This window comes from Sulfitobacter sp. S190 (genome assembly GCF_025141935.1).
Classification (GTDB): domain Bacteria; phylum Pseudomonadota; class Alphaproteobacteria; order Rhodobacterales; family Rhodobacteraceae; genus Sulfitobacter.
The window spans coordinates 2303837-2327105 of record NZ_CP081120.1; the positions used below are offsets into that span (position 1 = coordinate 2303837).

At 62.6% G+C, this 23269-nt stretch carries 27 protein-coding genes; 5 read left to right on the forward strand and 22 right to left on the reverse strand.

From position 1 onward, the window contains the following. Positions 1-54: 54 nt before the first annotated feature. From K3756_RS11560 to K3756_RS11570, 3 genes are all read right to left on the reverse strand, one after another. Positions 55-420, reverse strand: coding sequence for a hypothetical protein (locus K3756_RS11560; RefSeq protein ID WP_259987533.1), 366 nt, complete (start codon positions 418-420; stop codon positions 55-57). Next, the gene (locus K3756_RS11565; RefSeq protein WP_259987535.1) at positions 410-2275 is read right to left on the reverse strand and encodes an ABC transporter ATP-binding protein/permease; all 1866 of its coding nucleotides are present in this window, start codon (positions 2273-2275) and stop codon (positions 410-412) included. The genes K3756_RS11560 and K3756_RS11565 overlap by 11 nt, the downstream gene beginning before the upstream one ends. Positions 2276-2366: 91 nt before the next feature. Next, positions 2367-3593, reverse strand: coding sequence for a LysM peptidoglycan-binding domain-containing protein (locus K3756_RS11570; RefSeq protein WP_259987538.1), 1227 nt, complete (start codon positions 3591-3593; stop codon positions 2367-2369). Between the two features lie 119 nt (positions 3594-3712). On the opposite strand from K3756_RS11570, the gene K3756_RS11575 reads away from it, so the two are divergent. Next, complete coding sequence (locus tag K3756_RS11575; RefSeq protein ID WP_259987540.1) at positions 3713-4267, forward strand: TIGR00730 family Rossman fold protein; 555 nt, start codon at positions 3713-3715, stop codon at positions 4265-4267. Between the two features lie 40 nt (positions 4268-4307). Here K3756_RS11575 and K3756_RS11580 read toward each other — a convergent pair whose 3' ends face one another. The 9 genes from K3756_RS11580 to K3756_RS11620 form a co-directional block, all read right to left on the reverse strand. Beyond that, a complete protein-coding gene (locus K3756_RS11580) occupies positions 4308-4763 on the reverse strand; it encodes a host attachment family protein (RefSeq protein ID WP_259987541.1) in 456 nt (151 codons plus the stop codon). Next, positions 4760-4969: a hypothetical protein gene (locus K3756_RS11585; RefSeq protein WP_259987542.1), complete on the reverse strand. Its 210-nt coding sequence runs from the start codon at positions 4967-4969 to the stop codon at positions 4760-4762. The genes K3756_RS11580 and K3756_RS11585 overlap by 4 nt, the downstream gene beginning before the upstream one ends. A gap of 122 nt (positions 4970-5091) precedes the next feature. Further along, positions 5092-5691, reverse strand: a complete 600-nt coding sequence (locus K3756_RS11590) for a superoxide dismutase (RefSeq protein WP_259987543.1) — start codon at positions 5689-5691, stop codon at positions 5092-5094. Positions 5692-5862: 171 nt separating this feature from the next. After that, a complete protein-coding gene (locus K3756_RS11595; protein WP_259987544.1) occupies positions 5863-6222 on the reverse strand; it encodes a hypothetical protein in 360 nt (119 codons plus the stop codon). 82 nt (positions 6223-6304) lie between these two features. Beyond that, on the reverse strand, positions 6305-6877 hold the full coding sequence (locus tag K3756_RS11600; protein WP_259987546.1) for a sarcosine oxidase subunit gamma: 573 nt from the start codon (positions 6875-6877) through the stop codon (positions 6305-6307). After that, complete coding sequence (locus tag K3756_RS11605) at positions 6870-9887, reverse strand: sarcosine oxidase subunit alpha family protein (protein WP_259987547.1); 3018 nt, start codon at positions 9885-9887, stop codon at positions 6870-6872. Before K3756_RS11605 ends, K3756_RS11600 begins: the two co-directional genes overlap by 8 nt. A gap of 63 nt (positions 9888-9950) precedes the next feature. After that, on the reverse strand, positions 9951-10271 hold the full coding sequence (locus tag K3756_RS11610) for a sarcosine oxidase subunit delta (protein WP_259987549.1): 321 nt from the start codon (positions 10269-10271) through the stop codon (positions 9951-9953). A 102-nt stretch (positions 10272-10373) separates the two neighbouring features. Further along, positions 10374-10661 carry a hypothetical protein gene (locus tag K3756_RS11615; protein WP_259987551.1) on the reverse strand — a complete coding sequence of 96 codons (288 nt, stop codon included), beginning with the start codon at positions 10659-10661 and terminating at the stop codon, positions 10374-10376. A gap of 82 nt (positions 10662-10743) precedes the next feature. Further along, positions 10744-11988, reverse strand: coding sequence for a sarcosine oxidase subunit beta family protein (locus K3756_RS11620; protein WP_259987553.1), 1245 nt, complete (start codon positions 11986-11988; stop codon positions 10744-10746). Between the two features lie 237 nt (positions 11989-12225). Here K3756_RS11620 and ccmI point away from each other — a divergent pair, with 237 nt between their 5' ends. Genes ccmI through K3756_RS11635 form a run of 3 tightly spaced genes read left to right on the forward strand, consistent with a single transcriptional unit; the run spans position 12226 to position 14201 of the window. Next, positions 12226-13458, forward strand: coding sequence for a c-type cytochrome biogenesis protein CcmI (gene ccmI / locus K3756_RS11625; RefSeq protein WP_311201696.1), 1233 nt, complete (start codon positions 12226-12228; stop codon positions 13456-13458). Continuing rightward, entirely contained in the window at positions 13455-13934 is a 480-nt protein-coding gene (ruvX, locus tag K3756_RS11630) for a Holliday junction resolvase RuvX (RefSeq protein ID WP_259987554.1), read from the forward strand. Before ccmI ends, ruvX begins: the two co-directional genes overlap by 4 nt. Positions 13935-13964: 30 nt before the next feature. Next, positions 13965-14201, forward strand: coding sequence for a DUF1289 domain-containing protein (locus K3756_RS11635; RefSeq protein ID WP_259987555.1), 237 nt, complete (start codon positions 13965-13967; stop codon positions 14199-14201). A gap of 16 nt (positions 14202-14217) precedes the next feature. Here K3756_RS11635 and K3756_RS11640 read toward each other — a convergent pair whose 3' ends face one another. The 7 genes from K3756_RS11640 to K3756_RS11670 form a co-directional block, all read right to left on the reverse strand. Next, positions 14218-14376, reverse strand: coding sequence for a hypothetical protein (locus K3756_RS11640; RefSeq protein WP_259987556.1), 159 nt, complete (start codon positions 14374-14376; stop codon positions 14218-14220). Between the two features lie 211 nt (positions 14377-14587). Then, a complete protein-coding gene (locus K3756_RS11645; RefSeq protein ID WP_259987557.1) occupies positions 14588-15331 on the reverse strand; it encodes a hypothetical protein in 744 nt (247 codons plus the stop codon). Then, positions 15328-16152, reverse strand: a complete 825-nt coding sequence (locus tag K3756_RS11650) for a sulfite exporter TauE/SafE family protein (protein WP_259987558.1) — start codon at positions 16150-16152, stop codon at positions 15328-15330. The genes K3756_RS11645 and K3756_RS11650 overlap by 4 nt, the downstream gene beginning before the upstream one ends. A 27-nt stretch (positions 16153-16179) precedes the next feature. Beyond that, entirely contained in the window at positions 16180-17208 is a 1029-nt protein-coding gene (dusA, locus tag K3756_RS11655; protein WP_259987559.1) for a tRNA dihydrouridine(20/20a) synthase DusA, read from the reverse strand. Positions 17209-17587: 379 nt separating this feature from the next. After that, on the reverse strand, positions 17588-18319 hold the full coding sequence (locus tag K3756_RS11660) for an ATP-binding cassette domain-containing protein (RefSeq protein ID WP_259987561.1): 732 nt from the start codon (positions 18317-18319) through the stop codon (positions 17588-17590). After that, positions 18319-19494, reverse strand: coding sequence for an ABC transporter permease DevC (gene devC / locus K3756_RS11665; protein WP_259987563.1), 1176 nt, complete (start codon positions 19492-19494; stop codon positions 18319-18321). The genes K3756_RS11660 and devC overlap by 1 nt, the downstream gene beginning before the upstream one ends. Beyond that, the gene (locus K3756_RS11670; RefSeq protein WP_259987565.1) at positions 19491-20717 is read right to left on the reverse strand and encodes an HlyD family efflux transporter periplasmic adaptor subunit; all 1227 of its coding nucleotides are present in this window, start codon (positions 20715-20717) and stop codon (positions 19491-19493) included. Before K3756_RS11670 ends, devC begins: the two co-directional genes overlap by 4 nt. A gap of 68 nt (positions 20718-20785) precedes the next feature. On the opposite strand from K3756_RS11670, the gene K3756_RS11675 reads away from it, so the two are divergent. Then, complete coding sequence (locus K3756_RS11675; RefSeq protein WP_259987567.1) at positions 20786-21409, forward strand: TetR/AcrR family transcriptional regulator; 624 nt, start codon at positions 20786-20788, stop codon at positions 21407-21409. Positions 21410-21454: 45 nt separating this feature from the next. On the opposite strand, the gene ureG is transcribed toward K3756_RS11675, so the two are convergent. The 3 genes from ureG to K3756_RS11690 are packed head-to-tail and all read right to left on the reverse strand — an operon-like array spanning position 21455 to position 23269. Continuing rightward, positions 21455-22114, reverse strand: a complete 660-nt coding sequence (gene ureG / locus K3756_RS11680; RefSeq protein ID WP_259987569.1) for an urease accessory protein UreG — start codon at positions 22112-22114, stop codon at positions 21455-21457. Continuing rightward, a complete protein-coding gene (locus tag K3756_RS11685; RefSeq protein ID WP_259987571.1) occupies positions 22111-22767 on the reverse strand; it encodes an urease accessory protein UreF in 657 nt (218 codons plus the stop codon). Before K3756_RS11685 ends, ureG begins: the two co-directional genes overlap by 4 nt. Beyond that, complete coding sequence (locus K3756_RS11690) at positions 22751-23269, reverse strand: urease accessory protein UreE (RefSeq protein WP_259987573.1); 519 nt, start codon at positions 23267-23269, stop codon at positions 22751-22753. The genes K3756_RS11685 and K3756_RS11690 overlap by 17 nt, the downstream gene beginning before the upstream one ends.

Genomic DNA, 23269 nt, shown 5'->3' on the forward strand with positions numbered 1-23269 from the left:
TGCAGACCGGCGCTGTTCGGCCAGCGCGTCCAATAACCATCGTCAAATCTTCCCTCAGGGGGCGGGTTTGGCTTTGGGATCTCCAGTGATCTGAACGTCGGGTGCAAGCGCGTCCCACCAGGCGGCATAGCCGGTGTTCTTGGGGTGTTTGCCGCCCTCGTCCGGTGCCCCGTCGTCCCACCAGACGGGGCCGCGTTCGCCCAGCGTATGTTTGGCCGCGTCCACCTCCGCCCGTGCCTGCGCCGTTTCTGCGTCAGTTTGGGCAAAGCGCACCGCACGCCGCCCCTGCATCAGGCGTTTGACAGCCGCGCGGCGGGTGCTGTCGTCCAGCCGGGGATCCGTGCAACGCCACAGGCGCCCCTTGGATACGAAATACCGTCCGTCGGGCGTGACGGGATATTTGCTTTGCTTACTCTTCATTCTGCTGGCGTTGCCACAGCTGCGCGTAGCGTCCTTCGCGCGCCAGCAGCTCGTCGTGGGTGCCCTGTTCTACGACCTCGCCCTGCTCCAGCACCACGATACGGTCCGCTTCGGCGACGGTGCTCAACCGGTGGGCGATGGTCAAAACCGTGCGTCCCCGCCCCGCCTGGCGCAATGCATCCTGGATCTCGTGCTCTGTTTCGGAATCGAGCGCCGATGTCGCCTCGTCCAGCAACAGGATCGGTGGGTTCTTGAGCAGCGTGCGGGCGATGCCGACCCGCTGCTTTTCGCCGCCCGACAGTTTCAGGCCCCGTTCGCCAACCGTCGTGTCGTAGCCATCGGGCAACCGCGTGATGAAATCGTGGATTTGGGCGGCGCGCGCGGCGTCTTCCACATCGGCCTGCGTCGCGCCGTCACGGCCATAGGCGATGTTATAGCCGATGGTATCATTGAACAGGACGGTGTCCTGCGGCACCACGCCTATATTGTCGTGCAAGGAGCGCTGTGTCACGTCGCGGACATCCTGCCCGTCAATCCGCAGACTGCCCGACTGCACATCGTAGAAGCGAAACAGCAGACGCCCGACGGTGGACTTGCCCGATCCGGTGGAGCCCACGATGGCGACCATTTCACCGGGTTTGGCCTCGATGCTCACACCCTTGAGGATTTCGCGGTCCGGATTGTAGCCAAAGCGCACATTGTCGAGCGTGACGCGCCCCCCATCAACTTTCAACGCAGCCGCATCCGGCTTGTCCGAAATTTCCGCCGGCTGCTCCAACAGGTCGAACATCTCGCCCATGTCGACAAGCGCCTGACGGATTTCGCGGTACACGGTGCCCAGAAAGTTCAACGGCACGGTGATCTGGATCATATACGCGTTGACCATGACGAAATCACCCACCGTCAGGTCACCGTTTTGCACCCCGATGGCCGCCATGACCATCACGCCGACCAATCCCGCAGTGATGATAACCGATTGTCCGAAGTTCAGGAACGCGAGCGAGTAATTCGTCTTGATCGCCGCCTCTTCGTAGCCTGCCATTGCCATGTCATAGCGATGCGCCTCGCGGGCCTCGGCTCCGAAATACTTCACCGTTTCGTAGTTCAGAAGGCTGTCGATTGCCTTCTGGTTGGCATCGGTATCCTGATCGTTCATCACCCGGCGCAGCTTCACGCGCCATTCGCTGACCGTGAAGGTGAACCAGATATAAAGCCCGATCGTGGCCGCAACCACCAGCAGGTAGGTCACATCGAACAGGATCGTCAGGATGATCCCGATCAGCAGCAATTCAAGGATGAGCGGCCCGATGTTGAACAGCAAGAAGCGCAGCAGGAATTCGACGCCCTTGACGCCTCTTTCGATGATCCGGCTCAGCCCGCCCGTCTTGCGGGTGATATGATAGCGCATGGAGAGTTTGTGGATATGCTCGAATGTCTCGAGCGCGAGGGTACGCAGCGCGCGCTGCCCCACGCGGGTAAAGATCGCGTCCCGCAGCTGTTGGAACCCCACGTTCATCAGACGCGCGAGACCGTAGGCCACGGTCAGGCCGATTGCACCCAGCGCAACCATCGGCACGCCCTCGCCCGCCAGCACATCCGTCGCGTCGCGGTAGAACAGCGGCGTGATGACCGACACCGCCTTGGACAGGACAAGCGCAAGCATCGCCCAGACGACCCGCTGGCGCACCCATCCCATCTCCGGCGCCTTGGGCCAGAGATAGGGCGCCACCTTGCGCAGCACCAAAAGGGCGGACTGCCGCTCCTTGGCGACGGCGTCATCTTCGGCGGCTTGGGGGGATGTTTCGGTCTGCGATGCAGCGTCTGTAGCAGACGTTCGGGCGTTGTTTGGCGACATGAGCTATCCTATGGGTCCTGTCGCTACATAGGTCACCTGCCCGCGGACTGCCACCGGATCGACCGTTTAATCCGCCGCCGAACGCCCGATTTCAGTCCGGCAAATCGAAAACCTGACCGGGATAGATCAGGTCGGGGTCGCGTATGGCGTCCGAATTGGCATCGAACACCCGCACGAACAGGGTTCCGTCCCCGTATCGATCACGTGCGATGGCCCAGAGCGTCGCGCCTTTCTGAACCGTGATGGCCTTGATCGGCCCCGTCGACGACAGGCTCGCCTGCGCCAGCGTTTGCGCGGATTCGCGTTTGAACGGTGTCTCGACTCGGCTGCTGATCCGTCCGTCGGGGGTGACCTCGTCCACGCGCAGCGTATAGATGCCCTCGTCCACGTCGGGCAGATCGCCCTGCCACCGGCCGTCCGCGCCCACGGGCAATGTAATCACCGATGCATTGTCGAGATACACGCGGACCTGCACCGCCTCGTCCTGCGCCCGCCCCGCGAGCTGTACATCGCCCACGTCGGAATAGCCGATCGTGTCGATCGCCACATTTGTCATCACCTCGGGCGATGGGGTGTTCAGCAGTCGCACGCCTTGCGCGTCCGACTGCAGCACCGCAACCTGCTCTGCGGTGTCGTCGGCATCGGGCCGGTCCAGTTGGGGCGCTGTCGCGTCCGCCGTTTGCACCCCTTCCGAGGGTGCCGCCGGCCGCGGCGCCGCCTCGGCAGTCACGGGGGCGTTTTGGGTCGGCACAGGCGCCGGCATATCGGGGGCAGCGGTGGCCGCGACGTCGACCGCGGGGCGCGGTGTGAGAATGATCTCATCCGAAGATACGATGGCCGTGTCTGCGTCCAGCGGCTGTGCGGACAGGGTCACGACCTGCGGCTGCGGGCTTGCGGGCAATGTGGCGAGTGCTGCAAACCCGCCCTGCCCGTCGGCCTGCGTTTCGGCCACCTGCTCGCCATCGACCAGAATGCGCACGGTGCTGCCGGCTTCCGCACGTCCAGCGATCACGGTCGTGCCGTCCTCTTCGCGGCGTACCTCGTCAAAGCTGGGGAACGATGGCTGCGGCGCGGGATCTTCGGCTGTTTGCGTGGTCGGTTCAGAATCTTCGGTTTGTGTCGCCACAGGCGCAGGTGTTTTGGGCGCGTTCGTTCTGGGGGCTGGTGTTTCGGGTGCGGCCGCATTTCTGTCAGGCGGTGGCGTCAGCGCCGGATCGTTGAGCGCGATATAGGCGCCAGCGATTACTGCGCAGGCCACCACGCCGCCTGCCAAAACGGCACCTGTATTTCCGCCCAATGCGGCCAGCACTTTGCTCATCTTGATCGTCTCCCCCCGGCGCCCCTTCGGACGTCCCGTTGAGGCTTTGTAGCGGAGGCTGTATCACGGGTCAAAATACGTCTGCGTGCGCGCCCCGTTTTCCGTCAATGGAGGCTTTTATGCCAATGATTTCCGTCTGCGTTTTTTGTGGCTCCCGCACGGGTGGGGATCCCGCCTATGTCGCGGATGCGCGTACGCTTGGCGCGGAGTTGGCCGGACGGGGCTGGCGGCTGGTCTATGGCGCGGGCGATGTGGGGTTGATGGGCGCGGTGGCGCACGCCGCGCAGGATGCGGGCGGCGATACCTTCGGGGTCATTCCGCGTCACCTTGTCGACTGGGAAGTCGGCAAGACCGATCTGACCCGCTACATCGTGACCGAGACCATGCATGAGCGCAAAAAGGTCATGTTCATGAATTGCGATGCCGTTGTGCTGCTGCCGGGGGGTGCGGGGTCGTTGGACGAGCTTTTCGAAGTGCTGACATGGCGGCAGCTGGCGCTGCACGCGAAACCCGTGGTGATCGTGAATACCAATGGATATTGGGATCCACTTCTCGACGTCTTGCGTCACGTCGTGGATCAGGGGTTCGCCGACGCGTCACTGCTGGAGTATTTCACCGTGGTGGCGGATGCGCCCGCGGCTCTGCGCTCGATCGAGGGCGCGATAAAAGGGTAAAGGCGCGGCCCTGTCAGGGCCGCACCTTCGTGGATTAAACTCATGCTGCTTCCAGCTCGGCGGAAACGATTTTCTCGATTTCCTCGACCGGATGGTTCGTCAGGGTTTTCGGCACCTCGCCGACGACCTTGTCGGTCACCTCCTGATGCAACTCCTTGCGCAGCTCGCCCAGCGTCGATGGGTCCGCGACCAGGACAATACGGTCAAAATCCTGCGCGTGCGCCCTGCGATAGAGAATATCGGCCAGATCGCCGGCAAAACGGTCCTTGGCCAACTGGTGCCAATCTGTGTCCTGCACCGCAGAGCGATGGGTGGACGGGCCGTCGTTGAAACGGCCGGGTCTGTTGGCCGCCTGTTCGCGGTTTGGTGGGTTGTCCTGCTCTTCCGTGCGGATCACATCCAGATGCGGGTTTGCCGCGTCGGTGCGATTGACGAGAAACAGGGCCTTCTCGCCGTCGGCGATCAGCACCCACGTATCTTGGGTCAAGGTGCTCATCCGGTTTCTCCGTGGTTGCGTTTGTCCTCGCCCGTGACGCGTGTCGTACCCTCGGGATCCTCGGTCGCTCTCTTGCGTTCGTCCTGCGTAGAGACATCGCGCTGCAAATCACCGCCCGCGCGCCCTTGCTGTGCAGCAGCGGCGGTGTCATCGGTGAATTTCTCGGTTTCGCGTGTGCCGTCATTGGATCGGTGGCGTTCGGCCATGGTAATGTCCTTTCACGTCTTTTCAGTTGCAGGACCAACGTGCCCGACCACCCAAGGGTTCCAACGCAAACGCCCCGCAGGAGAACCTGCGGGGCGTTTTTTTGTAAGCCGTAAAGGTTGATTTACATGCGGCCCGCGACGTTTTCCCAATTTACGAGATTGTCGAGGAAGTTGGACAGATAGTCCGGACGCGCGTTGCGGAAATCGATGTAGTAGGAGTGTTCCCAAACGTCACAGCCCAGAAGCGCGATCTGGCCAAAGCACACGGGGTTCACACCGTTTTCGGTCTTGGTGACCTTCAGGCTGCCATCGCTGTCCTTGACGAGCCATGCCCAGCCCGATCCGAATTGACCGGCACCGGCGGCTTTGAAGTCGTCCTTGAACTTATCGACGGATCCGAAAGATTCGGTCAGCGCCTTTTCCAGCTCGCCCGGCATCGCAGTCGAATCCGGCCCCATCATTTCCCAGAACTGGTTGTGGTTCCACAACTGGCTGATGTTGTTGAAAATACCGCTCTGGGCAACGGCGGAGGGGTCATAAGTGCCCTTGATGATCTCTTCGAGCGATTTGCCTTCCCACTCGGTGCCTTCGATCGCCTTGTTGCCATTCGTGACATAGGCATTGTGGTGCTTGTCATGGTGGAATTCGAGCGTCTCGGCGCTCATGCCTTTCGCCGCCAGCGCGTCGTGTGCATAGGGAAGATCGGGGAGTTCAAAAGCCATGGTGGGGCCTCCTCTGAGATTGTTAATGTCTGTGAGACATGAAGCGCGGAAAGGCGCGAGGTCAAGTCTACCCGGTGTCATTAAACACCAAACGTGCAATCAGGGCCGAAAGCCCTTCGCGGACTTGCGCTCGACGCAGCGGCCCTGCCCCTTGAATACCTGCTGGGTGCCTTACGGCCGTGCGAACACGGAGATGGCGCCCGTTGCGGTGTCCAACTTGCCATCGTAGCGGAAGTCGGGGATGCGCCTGCCGGTGCTGTCTTGCATTTCGCGGATGGACCAGTTGAACCTCATGGAGGCACCGCGCCGGCGCACCTTCGCAGGGACCGGTTTGCCAACGAAGTGCAGGACCGGGGCGTCGATGACCTGCAGTTTGCCCGCAGCATCGAACACCAGCCCGACCTTCGGGGAAACCCAACCGTTGGGTTCATCCACATCCATCGTACAGTCATAAAACAGGCCAGCGGCGTGGGTCGGTGCAGCGACAGACACACACAGGGAACATACAGCAAGAACAGATCGCAACATCATGAAAAGCATCCCAAAATTTCTACCATAGATAGGTAATTCAGGAAGTTTCGGGCTTCACCCGGAAACACCCGGCTGTCACGGTTTAATCTGCTTTGTGCACTTCGGAACTGGCCTGTGCTGCCACGCTGAGAACGTCGAACACGTACTGCGCGACCGATCTGAAGCAGACCACGCGGAAAGTCTGTTCATCGGTCATCCAGAACGCGGCCGCCACCTGCGCCAAACGGGTCCTGCGGAACATGCCGGGCTCGAACTGGCCCTGCGCCAGATCAACCGGGGCCAGTTTGGCCATCACGTCCCGCGCGTGTGGACCCGAGACTTCGAAAACGGCGCGAGCGTCGGATACGTTCACCGCCAGCGCGTGCTGCTTGGCCAGCTTGTCGGACAGATCCTGCGTCCTTTGGCGCACGCTTGCGTAGTCGGTCATGATCAGCAGCTCATCGGGCGACATCCATGCAATGGCGTTGTCACCCTGGCTCAGGATGGTGCGGGTTTGCGGCACGTTCACGCCCCCTGCCTCCTTGGCAGCCTTGATCAACGCCTTGTCAGCCAGATCGCCACGCAGTGTGATCATGCCGAGCGGGCCAAGCTCGGTAATGCGGGCGATGCCCCCGTCGAAACGGGCCTGGCCCAGCGCGGTTACGGGATCAGACATTCTGCTTTGCCCCTTCCTTGTCATAGAATACAGGGTCAACGATCCGAGCGCGGTAGGTTTTGCCGTCGGTGCCGGGGAACTCCAGCGTCTCTCCCATCCGGTCCGGCCCGTGCAGCACCAGACCCATCGCAATGCCACGGTCCAGATTGGGTGAATGGTAGCTGGACGTCACCCGCCCGATCACGTTGCGCTGGCCATTGTCGTTGGTGCCCTCGCCCACGGCGTATGCGCCATCGGGAAGCGTCGAGCTGTCCTCGGTTTCGAGGCCCACAAGCTTCCAGCGATCCGGATCGGCCATGTGGGAGCGCAAATGCGCGCGCTTGCCCAGATAATCCTCTTTCTTCTTGGACAGTGCCCAGTGAAGATTGAGGTCCTGGGGGATGACCGTGCCGTCGGTTTCATCACCGATCATGATGAAGCCCTTCTCGGCACGCAGGATATGCAGCGCTTCCGTGCCATAGGGCATCGCACCCAGCGACGTGCCGACCGTCATCAGCGCGTCCCAGAAAGCCCGACCCTGCCCGGCATCCACTGCGATCTCGTAGGACAGCTCGCCCGAGAACGAAATCCGGTAGACCCGGACATTGAAGCCACCGATCGTGCCGTCAGCCCATTCCATGAAGCCGAGCGCCTCGGCAGAAACATCCATACCGCCCAACGCCTCCAGTGCCTTGCGGGCATTCGGACCAACCACCGCAATCTGTGCGTATTGTTCGGTTACATTGGCGACATAGACGTCCCAATCCCACCATTCGGTCTGCAGCCATTCTTCCATGTGCGCGTGAATACTGTCGGCACCGCCGGTGGTGGTGTGGCACAACCATGTGTCCTCATCTATGCGCGCGACCACGCCGTCATCAATGAGGAACCCGTTGTCGTTGCACATCAGCCCGTAACGGCATTTGCCGGGTTTCAGCGTGCTCATCATGTTGGTGTAGAGCATGTCGAGGAATTTGCCCGCATCCGCCCCCTTCACGATCAGTTTGCCAAGGGTGGAGGCGTCCAGCAGACCAAGGTTTTCGCGGGTGTTTTTGGTCTCCCGCATGACCGCGTCGTGGGTGGTTTCGCCCGCCCGTTTGTAGGTATAGGGGCGGCGCCACTGGCCGACGGGTTCCCATTCCGCGCCATTGGCGTCGTGCCAGTCATGGAGCGGTGTGCGGCGCAGGGGCTGGAACACATCGCCGCGGGCCTCGCCCCCGATCGATGCCATGGAGATGGGGTGGTAAGGGGGCCGGAACGTGGTTGTCCCCACGGCTGGAATGTCTTCATCCAATGCACCAGCAAGCGTCGCGAGCCCGTTGATGTTGCTCAGTTTTCCCTGATCGGTCGCCATACCCAAAGTCGTATAGCGCTTGGCGTGTTCGACGCTGACAAAACCCTCCTGTGCCGCCAGCCGCACGTCTGAAACCTTCACATCGTTCTGGTAATCCAGCCATGCCTTTTCACGCAGCTTGACCGACGCGCCTTGTGGCATCAGCCATACCGGCATCATCGGGGCCTCGTCGCGGCGTGTGCCAACCGCCGCGCGGCCTGCGTCATCGGTGCTAAGCTCCAGTTGGGTCAGCGCGGCCAGCGCCGCGTCATGTGCATCGCGCAGAACGTCATCGAGTTGGAACACTCCCGTGGCCGTTCCTGCCGTGGTGACGAAAGCCTTGCCGTCGGCGCCCAGCGGTGCGCGAGACGCATCGGGGCTGAAGCACGCCTGCTCCGTGTCCCACTTGAGTTTGCCACCGCAATGCGACCACAGATGCACCACGGGTGACCATCCGCCCGACATCGCGACCGCATCGCAGGCGATCTCTTCGAGCACCGCGCCTTCGCCAGCCTGACTGCAGATCGTCACACCGGTGACCCGTTTCCCGCCTTTGACCGACGAGATCGCGTGCCCCACCATCACGCGAATGCCCAGCGCCTTGGCCTGTGTCATCAGCGGGCTGTCCTCCGCCGGCACGCGGGCGTCGATGATTGCAGGGACGTGCAGACCGGCGTGCTTCAGCGCGATCGCGGTGAGATAGGCGTCATCGTTGTTGGTCACCACCACCGTGCGGTCGCCGACCAGAACGCCGTAATTGACCACATAGTCGCGCATTGCAGCGGCGAGCATGACGCCCGGAATGTCATTACCCGCAAAGCTGAGCGGCCGTTCGATCGCCCCCGTTGCCGTGATGATGTGACCTGCCCTGATGCGCCACAACCGGTGGCGCGGGCCCGCGGCGCCCGGCGCGTGATCGGTCAGACGTTCGTAGCCCAGAACATAGCCGTGGTCGTAGACACCTGACCCCATCATGCGGGTGCGCATCGTGACGTTGTCCATAGCGACAAGTTTCACCAGAGTGTCGTCGATCCACTCCTGCGCAGGCTTGCCGTCAATCACCCCTTCATCGACAGGAGCCCGCCCACCCCAGTGGGCCGTCTGTTCGACAAGGATCACCCGTGCCCCTGTCGCCCCTGCCGCAAGTGCAGCCTGAAGCCCGGCCACGCCACCGCCGACGATCATGACATCGCAAAACGCGTAGTAATGCTCGTATGTGTCCTCGTCCCGTGCCTTGGGTGCTTTGCCGAGACCTGCGGAGTGCCGGATGATCGGCTCGTACACGTGTTTCCAAAGCGGGCGGGGATGAATGAACATCTTGTAATAGAAGCCTGCCGGCAGAAAGCGGCTGAGATGCTTGTTGATTGCGCCTACGTCGAATTCGAGGCTGGGCCAGTGGTTCTGGCTGGCCGCAGTCAGCCCCTCGAAAAGCTCGGTTGTCGTGACACGCGCGTTCGGCTCGAAACCTGCCTCCACGCCGAGATTGACCAGCCCGTTCGGTTCTTCGGCCCCCGAGGCCACGATGCCGCGCGGACGGTGGTATTTGAAGGACCGGCCCACCAGCATCTGATCATTGGCCAACAGGGCCGACGCCAGGGTGTCGCCCGCGTAGCCGCGCATGGATTTACCGTTGAACGTGAAGGAAACGGCGCGTTGCTTGTCCAGCAGGCGGCCGCCCGAAGCGAGACGGGTGCTCATAATAGAAGCTCCTTGGCGGGTTGCACGGTCGCGATGAGTTTAGGGGCAAGATGAAGCATTGCGTTACGCATCCCGCCACCCCGGGCGCTTTGTGTCGATCTGCGTGAGCAGGTCCTTGGGTGGTGCGAGCGTTTGCGCACTATAGGTGCCGAAGACTTCGAGGGTCATCGTATCGCGGGCCATATGGAACCACTTGCCGCAGCCGTTCTGGTGCCGCCAGCGTTCGAAATGCACACCTTTCGGGTTCTTGCGCATGAACAGGTATGTCTCCATCTCGTCGTCGGATGCGCCGGGGCCATGGCGGGTGATATGGGCCTCACCGTGGGCATGAAATTCCGATTCTTCGGCGGTGATGCCGCAACAGGGGCAAGACACGATCAACATGGGCGGGATCCTCCGAGACGCGCGGGGGCGTGGTGCATGCACGCAAAAAGACCGATACCCCGAGGGGCATCGGCCTGTGCGACAGATGAAAGGTTGCTTGGTTTATTCGGTTGCGGCTTCGGCGCCATCTTCGACAGCTTCGGCCCCGTCTTGGGCAGTATCTGCCGCACCTTCGACCGCGTCTGCTGCGCCCTCTGCTGCACCTTCGACGTTGATGTTGACGTCTGTGGTGCCATCACCGGCGTCACCGCCTGCGAAGACAAAATACGCGAGGATCGCCACGACGACGACAACCGCGCCGAGGATGAAGCCCATACCACCACCGCTGTTTGTCGTGGTGGTTGTGGTTGTGGTCTGGCGTTCCGGTTGCGGGTTCTCTGGTTGTGCCATGATCTGTCTCCTTTGAGTGTGCGAATGCACAGACAAACGGACAGAATGCAGGCTTCGTTCCCGCCGGTTTTCGGCGTCGGCATCAATGTGCCACCCCCGCCGCGACGCTTTCGTCGATGAAGCGGCCTTCGGTGAAACGGTCCAGCCCGAAAGCGTCGGTCAGGGGCGAGCGGCCCTTCGCCATCAGCTCTGCCATCGCCCAGCCCGAACCGGGGATCGCCTTGAAGCCGCCGGTTCCCCAGCCGCAGTTGATGAAGACGCCTTCCACCGGCGTTTTGCTCAGGATCGGCGAGCGGTCGCCGGTGACATCCACGATGCCGCCCCACTGGCGCAGCATCTTGAGGCGGCTGACCATCGGAAAGGTTTCGACCAGCGCGCGCACGGTTTCCTCGATATGGTGGAAAGAGCCGCGTTGTGTGTAGTTGTTGTAGCCATCCGTGCCACCGCCGATCACCATTTCGCCCTTGTCGGACTGGCTCATGTAGCCATGAACGGTATTGGCCATCACCACGACATCCATGCACGGCTTGATCGGTTCCGATACCAGTGCCTGAAGCGCGACGCTTTCGATCGGCAGCCGGAAACCGGCCATATCGGCCAGATGCCCGGAGTGACCGGCCACCACCATGCCCAGTTTATCACAGTCGATGTCGCCGCGTGTCGTGCTGACGCCGGTCACTTTGCCGCCCTCGGTGCGCACGCCGGTGACTTCGCATTTCTGGATCACGTCCATGCCCATGTCAGAGCACGCCCGCGCATAGCCCCATGCGACCGCATCGTGGCGCGCGGTGCCGCCGCGTGCCTGCCACAGCCCGCCCAACACAGGGTAGCGTGGCCCGTCGAGATTGATGATCGGCACCAGTTGCTTGACCTTTGCGGGCTCGATCCATTCGGTTGTGACGCCCTGCAGCATGTTGGCATGGGCCGTGCGCTTGTAGCCGCGGACTTCGTGTTCGGTCTGCGCCAGCATGATCACGCCCCGCGGGCTGAACATCACGTTGTAGTTCAGATCCTGGCTCATCGTCTCGTAAAGGCTGCGGGATTTTTCGTAGATCGCCGCGGAAGGGTCCTGCAGATAATTCGAACGGATGATCGTCGTGTTGCGGCCGGTGTTGCCACCGCCGAGCCACCCTTTTTCAAGGATCGCCACATTGGTGATGCCGAAATTCTTGCCAAGATAATACGCCGTGGCGAGCCCGTGCCCCCCCGCGCCGATGATGATCGCATCGTAGCGTTTTTTGGGGGCTGCGTCGCGCCATGCCCGTGTCCAGCCGGTGTGATGGCGCATGGCTTCGCGGGCCACGGCAAATACCGAATATTTTTTCATCTGGCATCATCCCCTGCATGCAGCTCGACACGGATTCGGGGCGGCGCCCGATCCTGAAATACTTCATGGCGGGTATGGCATAAAAAAGGATACCCGGCGCGGCAATTCTTACCCATTTTGCGACATGCGCCTTTTGACCGCAGCCCATCCATCGGTTTCCCGGTCCGCGCGGTGAAATGGCCCCTTTCGGGGCACGGCACGGCGTATTAAGTCTGTGTCCAACACAAAGGGGGCGCGATGCTGAGTTTCTGGCTGGTTGCGGCGGCAATGACGATCATGGTGGGGGCTGTTCTGGCGCGTGCCGTGCTGAAAGGATCGACACGTGACATCAGCGTGCGTGCGGCGTCCGATGTGGATGTGTACCGCGCACAACTGGCCGAGGTCGACCGTGATGTGGCCCGCGGGGTGATCGATCCTGCGGATGCCGAACGCGTGCATGCCGAGGTGGCGCGCCGCCTGCTGGCCGCCGACACCGCCGCGCAGGCCGAGACACGGCAGGCGGGAAAGCGGCGGGCCGGCATCGTGGTTTTCGCCCTCATCGGGGTGGCATTGGCCGGCAGCCTTGCCACGTACATGCGCCTTGGTGCGCCGGGGTACGGTGACATGGCGCTGAGCGACCGCATCGCGTTTGCCGAGGAAGTCCGCCGCACGCGCCCTGCCCAAGAGGTGGCACAGCGCAGCCTGCCGGACGCCGTGCTGCCCGACGGGTTGGGTGACCAGTACCGCGAGTTGCTGATCAAGCTGCGGGAGACTGTCGAGGCGCGTCCCGACGATCTCGAGGGCTACACGCTGCTGGTGCGCCAGGAACGCAACATCGGGGATTTCAAACGCGCCCTCGCCGCCCAGCGCAATGTGGTGCGCCTCAGGGGGGACGATGTGTCGGTCGCGGATCTTGAAACGCTGGGCGATTTGCTGGTGCTGGCGGCGGGCGGCTATGTGTCGCCCGAGGCAGAAACGGTGTTGCGCGCCGTGCTCGCCCGCGACCCGTCAAGTGGCATCGCGCGGTATTATCTGGGCTTGATGCTGACGCAGACCGGGCGGCCGGATCAGGCGTTCCGGATTTGGGACCAACTGCTGCGCCAAGGCCCTGAAACGGCGGCTTGGATCGAACCGATCCTGTTCCAGATCGAGGAATTGGCACAGCTTGCCGGCGTGCGCTACGCCATTCCCGAAATCGGCGGCGGTGTTGCGCGGGGGCCAAGCCAGGACGATCTGGATGCCGCCGCAGAGATGACACCGGCAGAACGCATGGAGATGATCGGCGCCATGGTGTCAGGCCTGTCGGACCGGCTGGCCCGCGAAGGAGGCCCGGCGGAAGACTGGGCGCGGCTGATCTCGTCGCTTGGCGTCATGGGAGAATGGCAGCGTGCATCGGCCATTCATACAAATGCGATCGAGGTATTTGCCGATGACAAGGACGCACTCGAGATGATCAACGCCGCAGGGCGCCGCGCGGGAGTGATCGATTGATACTGGATGACACGGAGGCGTTTCTGGCCGCACTTGCGCCCATGCAGGCGCTGATCGGGCTCGATCTGGGCGACAAGACGATCGGCGTGGCGGTCAGCGACAGCTTCTTGTCGGTCGCAACGCCGCTCGAAACGGTCCGGCGCAAGAAATTCGGGCTGGATGCCGCACGGCTGACCGAAATCATCACGGGGCGCGGGATAGGCGGTGTGGTGCTGGGCCTGCCGCGCAATATGGACGGCTCCGAAGGGCCGCGCTGCCAATCGACGCGGGCTTTTGCGCGCAACTTCGAGCGACTGCATCCCGATCTGCCGATCACGTTCTGGGACGAACGCCTGTCCACGGTTGCCGCCGAACGCGCGCTGCTCGAGGCGGATACGACGCGAAAGCGTCGCGCAGAGGTGATCGATCACGTGGCGGCGGGCTATATTCTGCAAGGTGTGCTGGACCGGATTCGCGTCCTGAGGGCCAATCAATGAACCGCGCACGCAACGCCAAGAGGGACCCCGATGTCTGACACAGTCTGGAAGCGCAACGAGGTCGAAAGCCCGTGTATCAAGATTTGCGTGATCCACCCCGAAAGCCGTCTTTGCACCGGCTGTCTTCGCAGCATTGATGAGATTACGGCGTGGTCGAAAATGACCCCGGACGCGCGCCGTGCCGTGATGGAAACCCTGCCGGAGCGGGCGGGTGCGTTTTCAAAGCGCCGGGGCGGGCGCGCCGCACGATTGGCACGCGACAGCTGATCAGGCGGATCGCATTTCAGGTGCGCGGCGTATCTGTACGGCCCGGATCACCGAACATCGCCAAAGCGGCCCCGCGGCGCAACCGGCGCGGCAAAGCCACGACCCGCGGCGCGGCATCCGTATTGGCGACCCGTGCCGCGACAGTTTTTGCAAAATCAATATCCGGACGCGGCATTGCGGGAAATTGCGATGCCGGTGTTCCATGCCCGCCAAAATAGGCAAGCCTCCCATACGGGCCTGTCAGTACGTGTTTCAAATGCCAACCTCGTCTCAGAGATGCGCCTCTTGCGGACGCGTAATGCCAAGATAGATGAACTGCGGATGGGGCAACAATGCGGCACCGGTAAGATAATTGTGTGCCGCGGCGAAACGGTGACACTGCCCTGTCAGACGCCATGCAGCCACTCCGCCGCACCTCCCGCGCATTCGGGTCGGAAAAACGCGACAATCCGGCCTTCGGGTTTCGCGGGTCCATCCCACGGTGCCACGCCGTGCAGCAGATGCCGATGCAGCAAGGCCACCTGACCGGGTTGAAGAGCCAGCGGCTCCATCCGGCACTGCGCGAAAACGGCCCGTCGCGCCTCGGCATAGGCTTCTGTCAGATCGACCTCCGCGACCGGCCTGTCGCCGATCGCATCGCGCAGGGCGGCTTGCATGATGAGATGACTGCCGGGCCAGACAACAGTCGGGGCGGCTGTCACGTCATTGAGCGGAAGTGCCAGAATATAGGCGTGGAATTCGCGGGCAAAACGGCGGCGCTCCGGTCCTTCGGGCAACAGGCCATCGACATGGGCGGCGGCCCTGTCACGTCTGAACCGGTGGTTGGCATCGCTCTCACCGGCATCCTGCTGGGGATAGCCCGGGTAGATCACCGAAACCTGCGCGGGGTGCAGAGGGAGGTCCGCCACGCAATCGCGCCACGCGCCCGCCAAAGGCACCCCGCCTACGGCACCGTCAGGCCGGTTCGGCAAAAGATCGACGCCGACGAACCAAGTCTTGCCGTGGCGTAGGTGAGCAGCCCTGTTCGCGGGATCGTCCAACAGGGGGCGCGCCACGCGCAAGGCAGCCTGCGCCCATACAGCGACACCGGGGTCGTGAGGAAAAAGCCGGACCCCGCTCGCCCCGATCATCCCATAAGGGCCTTGCGCAGCATGTTGAGCGCCACCAGAACCAGGAAAAAGCCGAAGACGCGCTTGAGCGGTTTGGGGTCCATCGCATGGGCCAGTCGCGCGCCCAGAGGGGTGGTGACCAGCGTCATGGCGATGACCAGCACGAAAGCGACCATATTCACCGCCCCTACGGTCAGCGGTGGCCGGACTTCGGCGGCGATCGGCACGAACAGGAAACCGATGACCGAGGGCACCGCGATCACGACGCCAAAACCGGCAGCCGTGGCAACGGCGCGGTGGATTGGCACGTTGAAAAGGCTCATCAGCGGGACGCCAAAGCTGCCGCCGCCGATTCCCATCAGCACGGAGCCAAAGCCGACGGCAGGCGACAGCGCCGCGCGCCCTGCCCCGCGCGGCATCGCCTGACCCAAGCGCCATTCAGACCGACCCAACCCCATATAGAGCCCGACAATCAGTGCCAGAATGCCGAATATCGCCTGCAGGGTCGCTGACCGCAGCCCGGCCACGACGAACATCCCGACCACGGCACCGATCGCGATGCCGGGCGCCCATCCGCGCAAGATATCCCAATCCACAGCGCCCTTCTTGTTGTGCGCGTGTACCGAGCGCAACGAGGTCACGATGATCGTGGCCAACGAGGTCGCCAGACACATCTGCATCAGCTGATCGCCACCATAGCCCAAGGTCTGAAACGCATAGAAAAAGGCAGGGACCAGAACGATACCGCCACCCACGCCCAGCAGCCCCGCCAGCACACCGGCAAACGCGCCGATGACAAGCAGCATAAGCCCCATCTGGAGCAGTAGGATCGTATCGGGCATGTCAGTCTCCGCAGCTTTACCGCAGACCTACACCGCCCGCGCGGCCTGTGCCAGTGCGGTTTGATCCTGTACCAGCGCCAGCGCCGTGCGCACCAATGTGCTGTCTGCACCGGCCTTGTGCGCGCCTTCGGACAGCGTGCGCCGCCAGACCCGCGCCCCCGGCTGGCCCGCAAACAGGCCCAACATATGGCGCGTGACCTGCCCCAGACGCCCCCCTTGCGCGAGATGCGCGTCGATATAGGGGATCATTTGCTGCACAACATCCTGCGGCGTGGTATCCGGGCCATGCCCGAAAATGCGGCGGTCCGCGGCACACAGGATGTCCGCCGGTTGATGATAAGCCGCACGCCCGATCATCACACCGTCCAGCCCCGCGTCCAACAGCGCCTCGGCGGCATCAAGGCTGTCAACGCCGCCGTTGATGGAGATATGCAGATTGGGAAACAGCATCTTCATACGCTGCACCAGATCGTAATCCAGTGGCGGAATATCCCGGTTTTCCTTGGGGCTCAGACCCTGCAGCCAGGCTTTGCGCGCATGGATCGTGATCCGTTCCAGCCCGACCGCCACCAATTGCGACAGGAATTCGGGCAGTGTTTCCTCGACGTTCTGATCGTCGACACCGATGCGGCATTTCACGGTGACTTCCACATCCACCGCGCGGCGCATCGCGGCGACTGCGCGGGCCACGAGAGCCGCGTCCTTCATCAGCACCGCACCGAATGTCCCCGATTGGACCCGGTCGGAAGGGCAGCCGCAGTTGAGATTGATCTCGGCGTACCCCGCCTCTTCTCCCAGCCGCGCGGCCTGCGCCAGCTCTGCCGGATCAGAGCCTCCTAATTGCAAGGCGACTGGTTGTTCTGCCGCGTCGAAATCAAGCAAATGCAACGCGCCCCCCCGCACCAAGGCGGGCGCGGTGACCATCTCGGTGTACAAGAGCGTTTCATTGCTCAGCAACCTGTGCAGATAGCGGCAATGACGGTCGGTCCAGTCCATCATCGGGGCCACGCTCAGGCGGGCGTTCCGGTGCAAATTGTAGCGTGTATGATCAGTCATCTGCGGACCTTTTGCCCAACCGTTTTTTGCAAGAGCGCTAGTTAGTCGAAAACCGGCCGGACGACAACAGTCCGGCCCTTGAAGCAAGGGGCGCAACGCTACTCGCCCGAAGTGCGCGGTGCAACGTCACCGATTCTTCAGGCCTTTGGTAAGGCACGCCTCCTGCCCCCCCACGCATTTTCAGGACGTTTTCGGAGCATGAAAGAAAGCTCATTCTTCAACAGCATGTCGAGCGCGCCGACTTCGGCTGCAACGCTGAACAGAAGCCTGCATGTCGACGCGGGTCCAATTTCGGCACGGGCCAAGCAGCCATTTCAAAGCGGTTCCTGTCTCGGCAGCCATCTGCGAGCACCCGCGCGCAACCGCGTCCTCAGCTCGGTCAGTTCTTCGCCTCTTCGACGACATGCAGCGGTTCGGTGGGCTGAATGACGTCCCTGACGACACGACCTTCCTCCAGCGTTATGATCCTGTCCGCCATCTCGAGGATACGGTTGTCGTGCGTGACCATCACCGTGGTGGTGTTGCGTTGCGCGCCAAGCGCCTTGAGCATTTCCACGACGGTGCGCCCCGACACTTTATCCAATGCCGCCGTCGGTTCATCGGCAAAGATAATTTTGGGGTTCGACACCAACGCGCGCGCAATCGCGACGCGCTGTTTTTGTCCGCCCGACAGGTTGCCCGGCAGATAGTCGCGCCGGTCAGCCAGACCGACCAGGCCAAGGATATGATGGGCCGCGGCCAGTTGCCTGGCGCGGTCACCGCGCCCGTGCACCTGCAGGCCCATCATGACGTTTTGGGTCGCCGTCAGGCTTTCGTGCAGATTGTGCGCCTGAAAGATAAAGCCCAACTTGCGCCGCAATGCGACAAGCTGCTTTTCGGTTGCCCCGTTCAGTTCGGTGCCCAGCAGTCTGACACTTCCATCGTTGACGTCCCGAAGGCACCCCATCAGCGTCAGCAGGGTGGTCTTGCCCGATCCCGATGGCCCCATCAGAACCGTCAGCTTGCCGGGTGCGATTTCCAGATTGACGTCCCAGATGGCCTGCTTGCGCGCCTCGCCCGTCCCGAAGAAATGGTCAAGACCGGTGGTGACGATGGGGGCGGTATCATGCATCAGAACAGGTCCGCCGGATCAGCACCCGCCAGCCGCCTTGTCGCAATTGCCCCCGACAGACAGCATGCGACCAGCGTGCCGGCAAAAACAGACAGGATGCGGGCAAGATCCATTTCCACGGGCAGCCCGGTGGCCGCGCTCATCCCCATATAAAGAAGCATGGAAACGAGCAGCCCCGGGATGAAACCGAAAACCGCCAGCACAAGCGCCTCTTCGAACACGATCCCCAGAAAAAACCGCTGCCCGTAGCCCATCGCCTTGAACGTCGCGTATTCGCCCAGATGGTCAGCCACGTCCGTCGACAGCACCTGATACACGATCACGATGCCCACGATGATCCCGATCAGCACGCCAAAGCCAAAGATGATGCCTGTGGGCCGCTCCGTCGTCTGGTAGGCCAGATCGGCATTGGCCGCTTCTTCCAGCGTTTGGACCTTGACCGCTTCGGCAGGCAGAACCGTGCGCAGACGCCCGACAACCTCATCCGCATCCGCCCCTTGCGCCACCTTGAGCAGGATGTGATTGGGGGCCCCGCTGCTGCGTCCGCCGAAGAACCGCAGAAACGTCTGGTCTGACACGAACAATGTGCCGTCAGCGGTGAACCCGCCACCCATTGTCAAAGTGCCCACGGCGGTCAGAGTCTTGCCCCCGATTTCGAAGGCAAACGGCTGGCCCGCGCGTAACCCGTCAAAAGCATTGGCCGGCACGCCGCGCATGGCCGTGTCGATCAACGCGGTGTTTTCAGGGATCAACTGCGCGAACTGGCCGCCGATCTCGGGCGTGACATAAGCCGCGCCTTGCGTGTCGAGCGCGTAGGTCTGCAGGCTGGCCGTGCTGCCACCGTCCAGCTGAAAGTCGAGCGATCCGATATAAAGCGGCGTACCCGATGCAACCCCGCCCACGCCCAACGCCTGAAACAGGCGACTGCGCGCCACGTTACTGCCATCTGTCAGGGTATTGGCATCTTCGGCTGAAATGATGATGTCTGCGTCAAAAAAGCTGTAGGGCGCGATGGTTGAGCTGTTAAGTGCGCCCAGGATGCCCAACTGCATGAAGACGAGAAGCGTGGCAAAGGCGACGCCGGCAAGTGCGGCAGCAAAACGGGCCTTGCTGTGCGACAGCTGCAGCCATCCGATTGGCAGACGCCCGAACAGTCGTTGCAACAGCCCGCTCATTCGGATCGCTCCGTATCGATACGCACGATGGTTTCAAGGTTGGTATAGCGCTTGGCCCTGTCGGAGGACGCAGGGTCGAGCATCACGATCACATCGACCACACGTGCGTCCGTATTGGCGGCTGGATCATCCGACGTGATCGACTGGCGACCGATCTCCAGCCCGATCGCCTGCACCGTTCCGCTCAGGTCCTCTCCCAACGCCGCAGCGGCCACCGTGACCGGATCGCCAATGGACACACGCCCGATCAGGGTTTGATACACTTCGGCCTCGACCGTCATCTGCGCGATATCGCCAAGGTTCAGGATGCCGTCCGTGCCCGGCCTCTCACCCACTTGCACGTTGATACCCAGAACTGTGCCATCTCGGGGGGCACGTACGATACTACGCTCAAGATTCCGTTCGGCGCTGCGTAAATCGACACGCGCGGCGTCCAGATTGGCTTCGGCCACGGCGATGTCGGCCTGAACTGTGCCCGACAATCCGTTGTAGCGCGACAGCGTAGCGCGGTTGCGTTCGACGTCGCGCGCCGCTTCGGTGGCACGCGCGACCACCACATCGAGATCGGCGCGTGTCGTCACCCCGCGGTCGAGCAAGGAGGTGGCACGCTCAAGCTCGGATTGCGCCTGTTGTGCGGTGATCTCGGCACGCTCAAGGTTGGCGGCGGCTTCCTCGCGGCTGGCGCGTACCGTTTCGCGCATTTGCATCAGCGCCGCTTCACGGACCTTGACCGTGGCAGCCGCGATCTCGATGTCGCTTTGCAAATCGCGCCGGTTGTCTAGGACTGCGAGCGTATCGCCTTGGGCAACCGTGTCTCCCACCGCCACTTCCAGCGCGTCGATACGGGCATCGCTGGCTCCGAACGGCGTGGCGATCCGGATCACGTCGCCCGCGGGCAAAATGCGACCCAACGCCACGATATCGCCCTCGCTCACGACGGCGACTTCCTCCTGCGTTCTGACCTTGGCCAATGCCACGGCAATCGGGGTTTCCGTCCCTGCCCCCGGCGTCAGCCCCGTCGTCGCGAAGAAAACGCGCAGGGCCGGAGGCTGGAAATAGAGGCCCAGCACACCGCCCATAAACATGAACACCATCGCCAAAGGCACCAGCCGAAGCAGCGGTTTGCGCCTGCGCGCCGGGGCATTGCGTTCTGGTACTGTCGCCCCAAGCCCATTATCCGTAAGGGGCAATTCAGCTGACGGGGCAGGATCATGTTTGGACATTCGCAATCCTCACTTTCGTTAATGACACATATGTCATTAAGGGGCGAAATATCAACCGGGGATGAAGAATGACGAAGCCCAAACGCAGCCGGCGCAAAGAGATGCGCCCGTCCGACATCATTGATGCAGCGGTTCAGGAATTCGCGATCAAGGGCTATTCAGCCACGTCCATCGGCTCAATCGCGGCACGGGCAAATATCGCAAGATCAACTGTTTATCTGTATTTCGATGACAAGGAGGCGCTGATCAAGGAAGCGTTTCGCGTGCGCATCGGCGATGTCATGGCCGACGCACGTCACGTGGGATCAGCCGCAGACCGGCCCTTTCCGGAGCTTTTGCACCATCTGCTCGACACGATGTACGCCCGGCTTGTCGACAGGGATACGATCGTGTTGCTGCGGGTATTGATCGCCGAAGGGCAACAGTTTCCCGAGCTTACGCGCTTTTACCACGACACGATTTTGAGCGCAGCGCAGGACATGCTGTCTCAGATGCTGGCGCTGGGTGTCGCGCGGGGTGAGGTTCGGCCGGAGGCGTTGGCGTACGACCCCAAGCTGATCATGGCTCCGGTTCTGATGTCGGCCATCTGGCGGCTGACCTTCGAGGAGATCGCCCCCCTAGACACGGACCAGCTGGTCAAATCGCACATGGACCTTCTGGCCTCGGGTCTGTTTGTGCACGGACCGGACTGATCCGCCCCGATCCGGAGCCCCCCGTCCGGTCGGGCATGCACCGTGTCAACCGTGGACGGGTGCGCGCGCGGCATTCTCCACTGGCGCCGGACGCGGCAATCCGCCCGCGTTGAGCAGATGCTCGACCACGGTGTCCGTCCCCTGCCCGTGCCGCACGGCGCAAAAGACAAAGGGTTTGCCCGCCCGCATCCGCGCCGCATCGCGCTCCATCACCTCGAGCGACGCGCCCACATGTGGGGCGAGATCGGTTTTGTTGATGATCAACAGATCGGATTTCGTGATGGCCGGCCCCCCTTTGCGCGGAATTTCTTCTCCCGCGGCCACGTCGATCACGTACAGGGTCAGATCCGCCAATTCGGGGCTGAACGTCGCTGACAGATTATCGCCGCCGCTTTCGATCAAAACGATATCGAGGTCCGCGTGCCGTTTGCGCATCTCGGCCACTGCGGCGAGGTTGATGGACGCGTCCTCCCGGATCGCGGTGTGCGGGCAGCCGCCGGTTTCGACACCGATCACCCGGTCCTGTGGCAAAATCTGCATGCGCATCAACGCTTCGGCGTCTTCCTGCGTATAGATGTCATTGGTGATAACCCCGACCGACAGGCGGGGATGCAGGGCCTTCGCAATGGCCGCCGTGAGCGATGTCTTGCCCGCGCCCACGGGTCCGCCGATGCCCACGCGCAGCGGGCCGTTCATCTTTGTCATGATCGAAATATCCTGTGTTTGAGTGTTTCGTGGCGCATCGCGGCAATGTCCGAGCCAAAGCAGTGGCTGGCCAGATCATCCAGCGTCAGCCCGCGCGTGGCTTCGGCCGTATCGCGGCATACAGCAATCAGGTTGCGCAAAACGAGCTGCCCTTCGGTCTGGCCCAGCGGGATCAGACGCACCGCCGCTGACACCAGATTTGCCGCAAATGCCTGCAGGTACATCGCGACTGTCAGATCCAGCGGCAGGTTCTGTGCGCGGGCGGCCACCGCGACCGCCACGGGAAGTGTAAAGGCAGGCGTGTCATCGCCCCAGATCGCCGCCGTCGTCGCGGCAAATGCCGCACCCTGCAACACCGTTTCCTGCACCCGCTCGGCGCTGACGGCATAGGCACGCGCGATGGCGTCGATCATTTCGTGCGCCGCGCGGTCGGGGGCTGCAAAGGCCGCACGCAGCAATATTGCGTCGGCGCGCCCCGTCCCGTGCGCGATGACGTCCGTCAGCCAGTCCTCGACCGATGCCGCATCCCGCAGACGCCCGTCCGCGATCGCGGTTTCGAGCCCGTGGGAATAGGCAAAAGCGCCGAGCGGATAGCCCGGCGAAAACCACTGCGTCAGGACCGCAACGCTGTGCGCATCAATGGCTGTGGTCATGGCCCTGCCCGTGCGGGTGATCGTGGGTGTGCTCGTGCGCGGTGTGCCCGTGGCTGTGGCTGTGGGTGCGCCCGTGGCCGTATGCGCCGCCTTCGGGGGTAAATGGCTCGGTCACAGCCCTGATCCGCGCGCCCAGATGCTCCAGCATGTGACCAATGACCGGATCACTCTGGATCAACAACCGGTCCGCTTCGATCTGGCACGGTGTGTGGCGGTTGCCGATGTGCCAGGCCAAGCGGACCAGATCCGGACCGGATACTTCCAAAAGCGGCTCGTCCGCCGCGCGCACCGCAATCACGCCGCCCTGCGCGAGGGCCAGCCCGTCTCCGTGACCCAGCGATGTGGTCTGCGGCAAATCCACCAGAAGCTGCTTACCCTGATCGGTTGTGAGCACCTTGCGGCGCAAAAAGCGGTCGTCGTACCCCAAGGTGCAGCTGTCGGTCGCGTGCGTGCTGTCCCAGCTTTGTGCGGGCAGGACGGATTGGCTCAGATGATCGGTCAT

Excerpts from the sequence above, each read along its gene's own strand:
- K3756_RS11685 (WP_259987571.1), bottom strand. The coding sequence starts at position 22,767 with ATGACCACAGCCATTGATGCGCACAGCGTTGCGGTCCTGACGCAGTGG.
- K3756_RS11560 (WP_259987533.1), bottom strand. The coding sequence starts at position 420 with ATGAAGAGTAAGCAAAGCAAATATCCCGTCACGCCCGACGGACGGTAT.
- K3756_RS11675 (WP_259987567.1), top strand. The coding sequence starts at position 20,786 with ATGACGAAGCCCAAACGCAGCCGGCGCAAAGAGATGCGCCCGTCCGAC.
- K3756_RS11650 (WP_259987558.1), bottom strand. The coding sequence starts at position 16,152 with ATGCCCGATACGATCCTACTGCTCCAGATGGGGCTTATGCTGCTTGTC.
- K3756_RS11590 (WP_259987543.1), bottom strand. The coding sequence starts at position 5,691 with ATGGCTTTTGAACTCCCCGATCTTCCCTATGCACACGACGCGCTGGCG.
- K3756_RS11645 (WP_259987557.1), bottom strand. The coding sequence starts at position 15,331 with ATGATCGGGGCGAGCGGGGTCCGGCTTTTTCCTCACGACCCCGGTGTC.
- K3756_RS11575 (WP_259987540.1), top strand. The coding sequence starts at position 3,713 with ATGCCAATGATTTCCGTCTGCGTTTTTTGTGGCTCCCGCACGGGTGGG.
- K3756_RS11600 (WP_259987546.1), bottom strand. The coding sequence starts at position 6,877 with ATGTCTGATCCCGTAACCGCGCTGGGCCAGGCCCGTTTCGACGGGGGC.
- K3756_RS11605 (WP_259987547.1), bottom strand. The coding sequence starts at position 9,887 with ATGAGCACCCGTCTCGCTTCGGGCGGCCGCCTGCTGGACAAGCAACGC.
- K3756_RS11585 (WP_259987542.1), bottom strand. The coding sequence starts at position 4,969 with ATGGCCGAACGCCACCGATCCAATGACGGCACACGCGAAACCGAGAAA.
- K3756_RS11620 (WP_259987553.1), bottom strand. The coding sequence starts at position 11,988 with ATGAAAAAATATTCGGTATTTGCCGTGGCCCGCGAAGCCATGCGCCAT.
- ureG (WP_259987569.1), bottom strand. The coding sequence starts at position 22,114 with ATGACAAAGATGAACGGCCCGCTGCGCGTGGGCATCGGCGGACCCGTG.
- K3756_RS11565 (WP_259987535.1), bottom strand. The coding sequence starts at position 2,275 with ATGTCGCCAAACAACGCCCGAACGTCTGCTACAGACGCTGCATCGCAG.
- K3756_RS11660 (WP_259987561.1), bottom strand. The coding sequence starts at position 18,319 with ATGCATGATACCGCCCCCATCGTCACCACCGGTCTTGACCATTTCTTC.
- K3756_RS11635 (WP_259987555.1), top strand. The coding sequence starts at position 13,965 with ATGTCTGACACAGTCTGGAAGCGCAACGAGGTCGAAAGCCCGTGTATC.
- K3756_RS11615 (WP_259987551.1), bottom strand. The coding sequence starts at position 10,661 with ATGGCACAACCAGAGAACCCGCAACCGGAACGCCAGACCACAACCACA.
- dusA (WP_259987559.1), bottom strand. The coding sequence starts at position 17,208 with ATGACTGATCATACACGCTACAATTTGCACCGGAACGCCCGCCTGAGC.
- K3756_RS11595 (WP_259987544.1), bottom strand. The coding sequence starts at position 6,222 with ATGATGTTGCGATCTGTTCTTGCTGTATGTTCCCTGTGTGTGTCTGTC.
- K3756_RS11570 (WP_259987538.1), bottom strand. The coding sequence starts at position 3,593 with ATGAGCAAAGTGCTGGCCGCATTGGGCGGAAATACAGGTGCCGTTTTG.
- ccmI (WP_311201696.1), top strand. The coding sequence starts at position 12,226 with ATGCTGAGTTTCTGGCTGGTTGCGGCGGCAATGACGATCATGGTGGGG.
- devC (WP_259987563.1), bottom strand. The coding sequence starts at position 19,494 with ATGAGCGGGCTGTTGCAACGACTGTTCGGGCGTCTGCCAATCGGATGG.
- K3756_RS11640 (WP_259987556.1), bottom strand. The coding sequence starts at position 14,376 with ATGCCGCGTCCGGATATTGATTTTGCAAAAACTGTCGCGGCACGGGTC.
- K3756_RS11580 (WP_259987541.1), bottom strand. The coding sequence starts at position 4,763 with ATGAGCACCTTGACCCAAGATACGTGGGTGCTGATCGCCGACGGCGAG.
- K3756_RS11670 (WP_259987565.1), bottom strand. The coding sequence starts at position 20,717 with ATGTCCAAACATGATCCTGCCCCGTCAGCTGAATTGCCCCTTACGGAT.
- K3756_RS11690 (WP_259987573.1), bottom strand. The coding sequence starts at position 23,269 with ATGACCGATCATCTGAGCCAATCCGTCCTGCCCGCACAAAGCTGGGAC.
- K3756_RS11610 (WP_259987549.1), bottom strand. The coding sequence starts at position 10,271 with ATGTTGATCGTGTCTTGCCCCTGTTGCGGCATCACCGCCGAAGAATCG.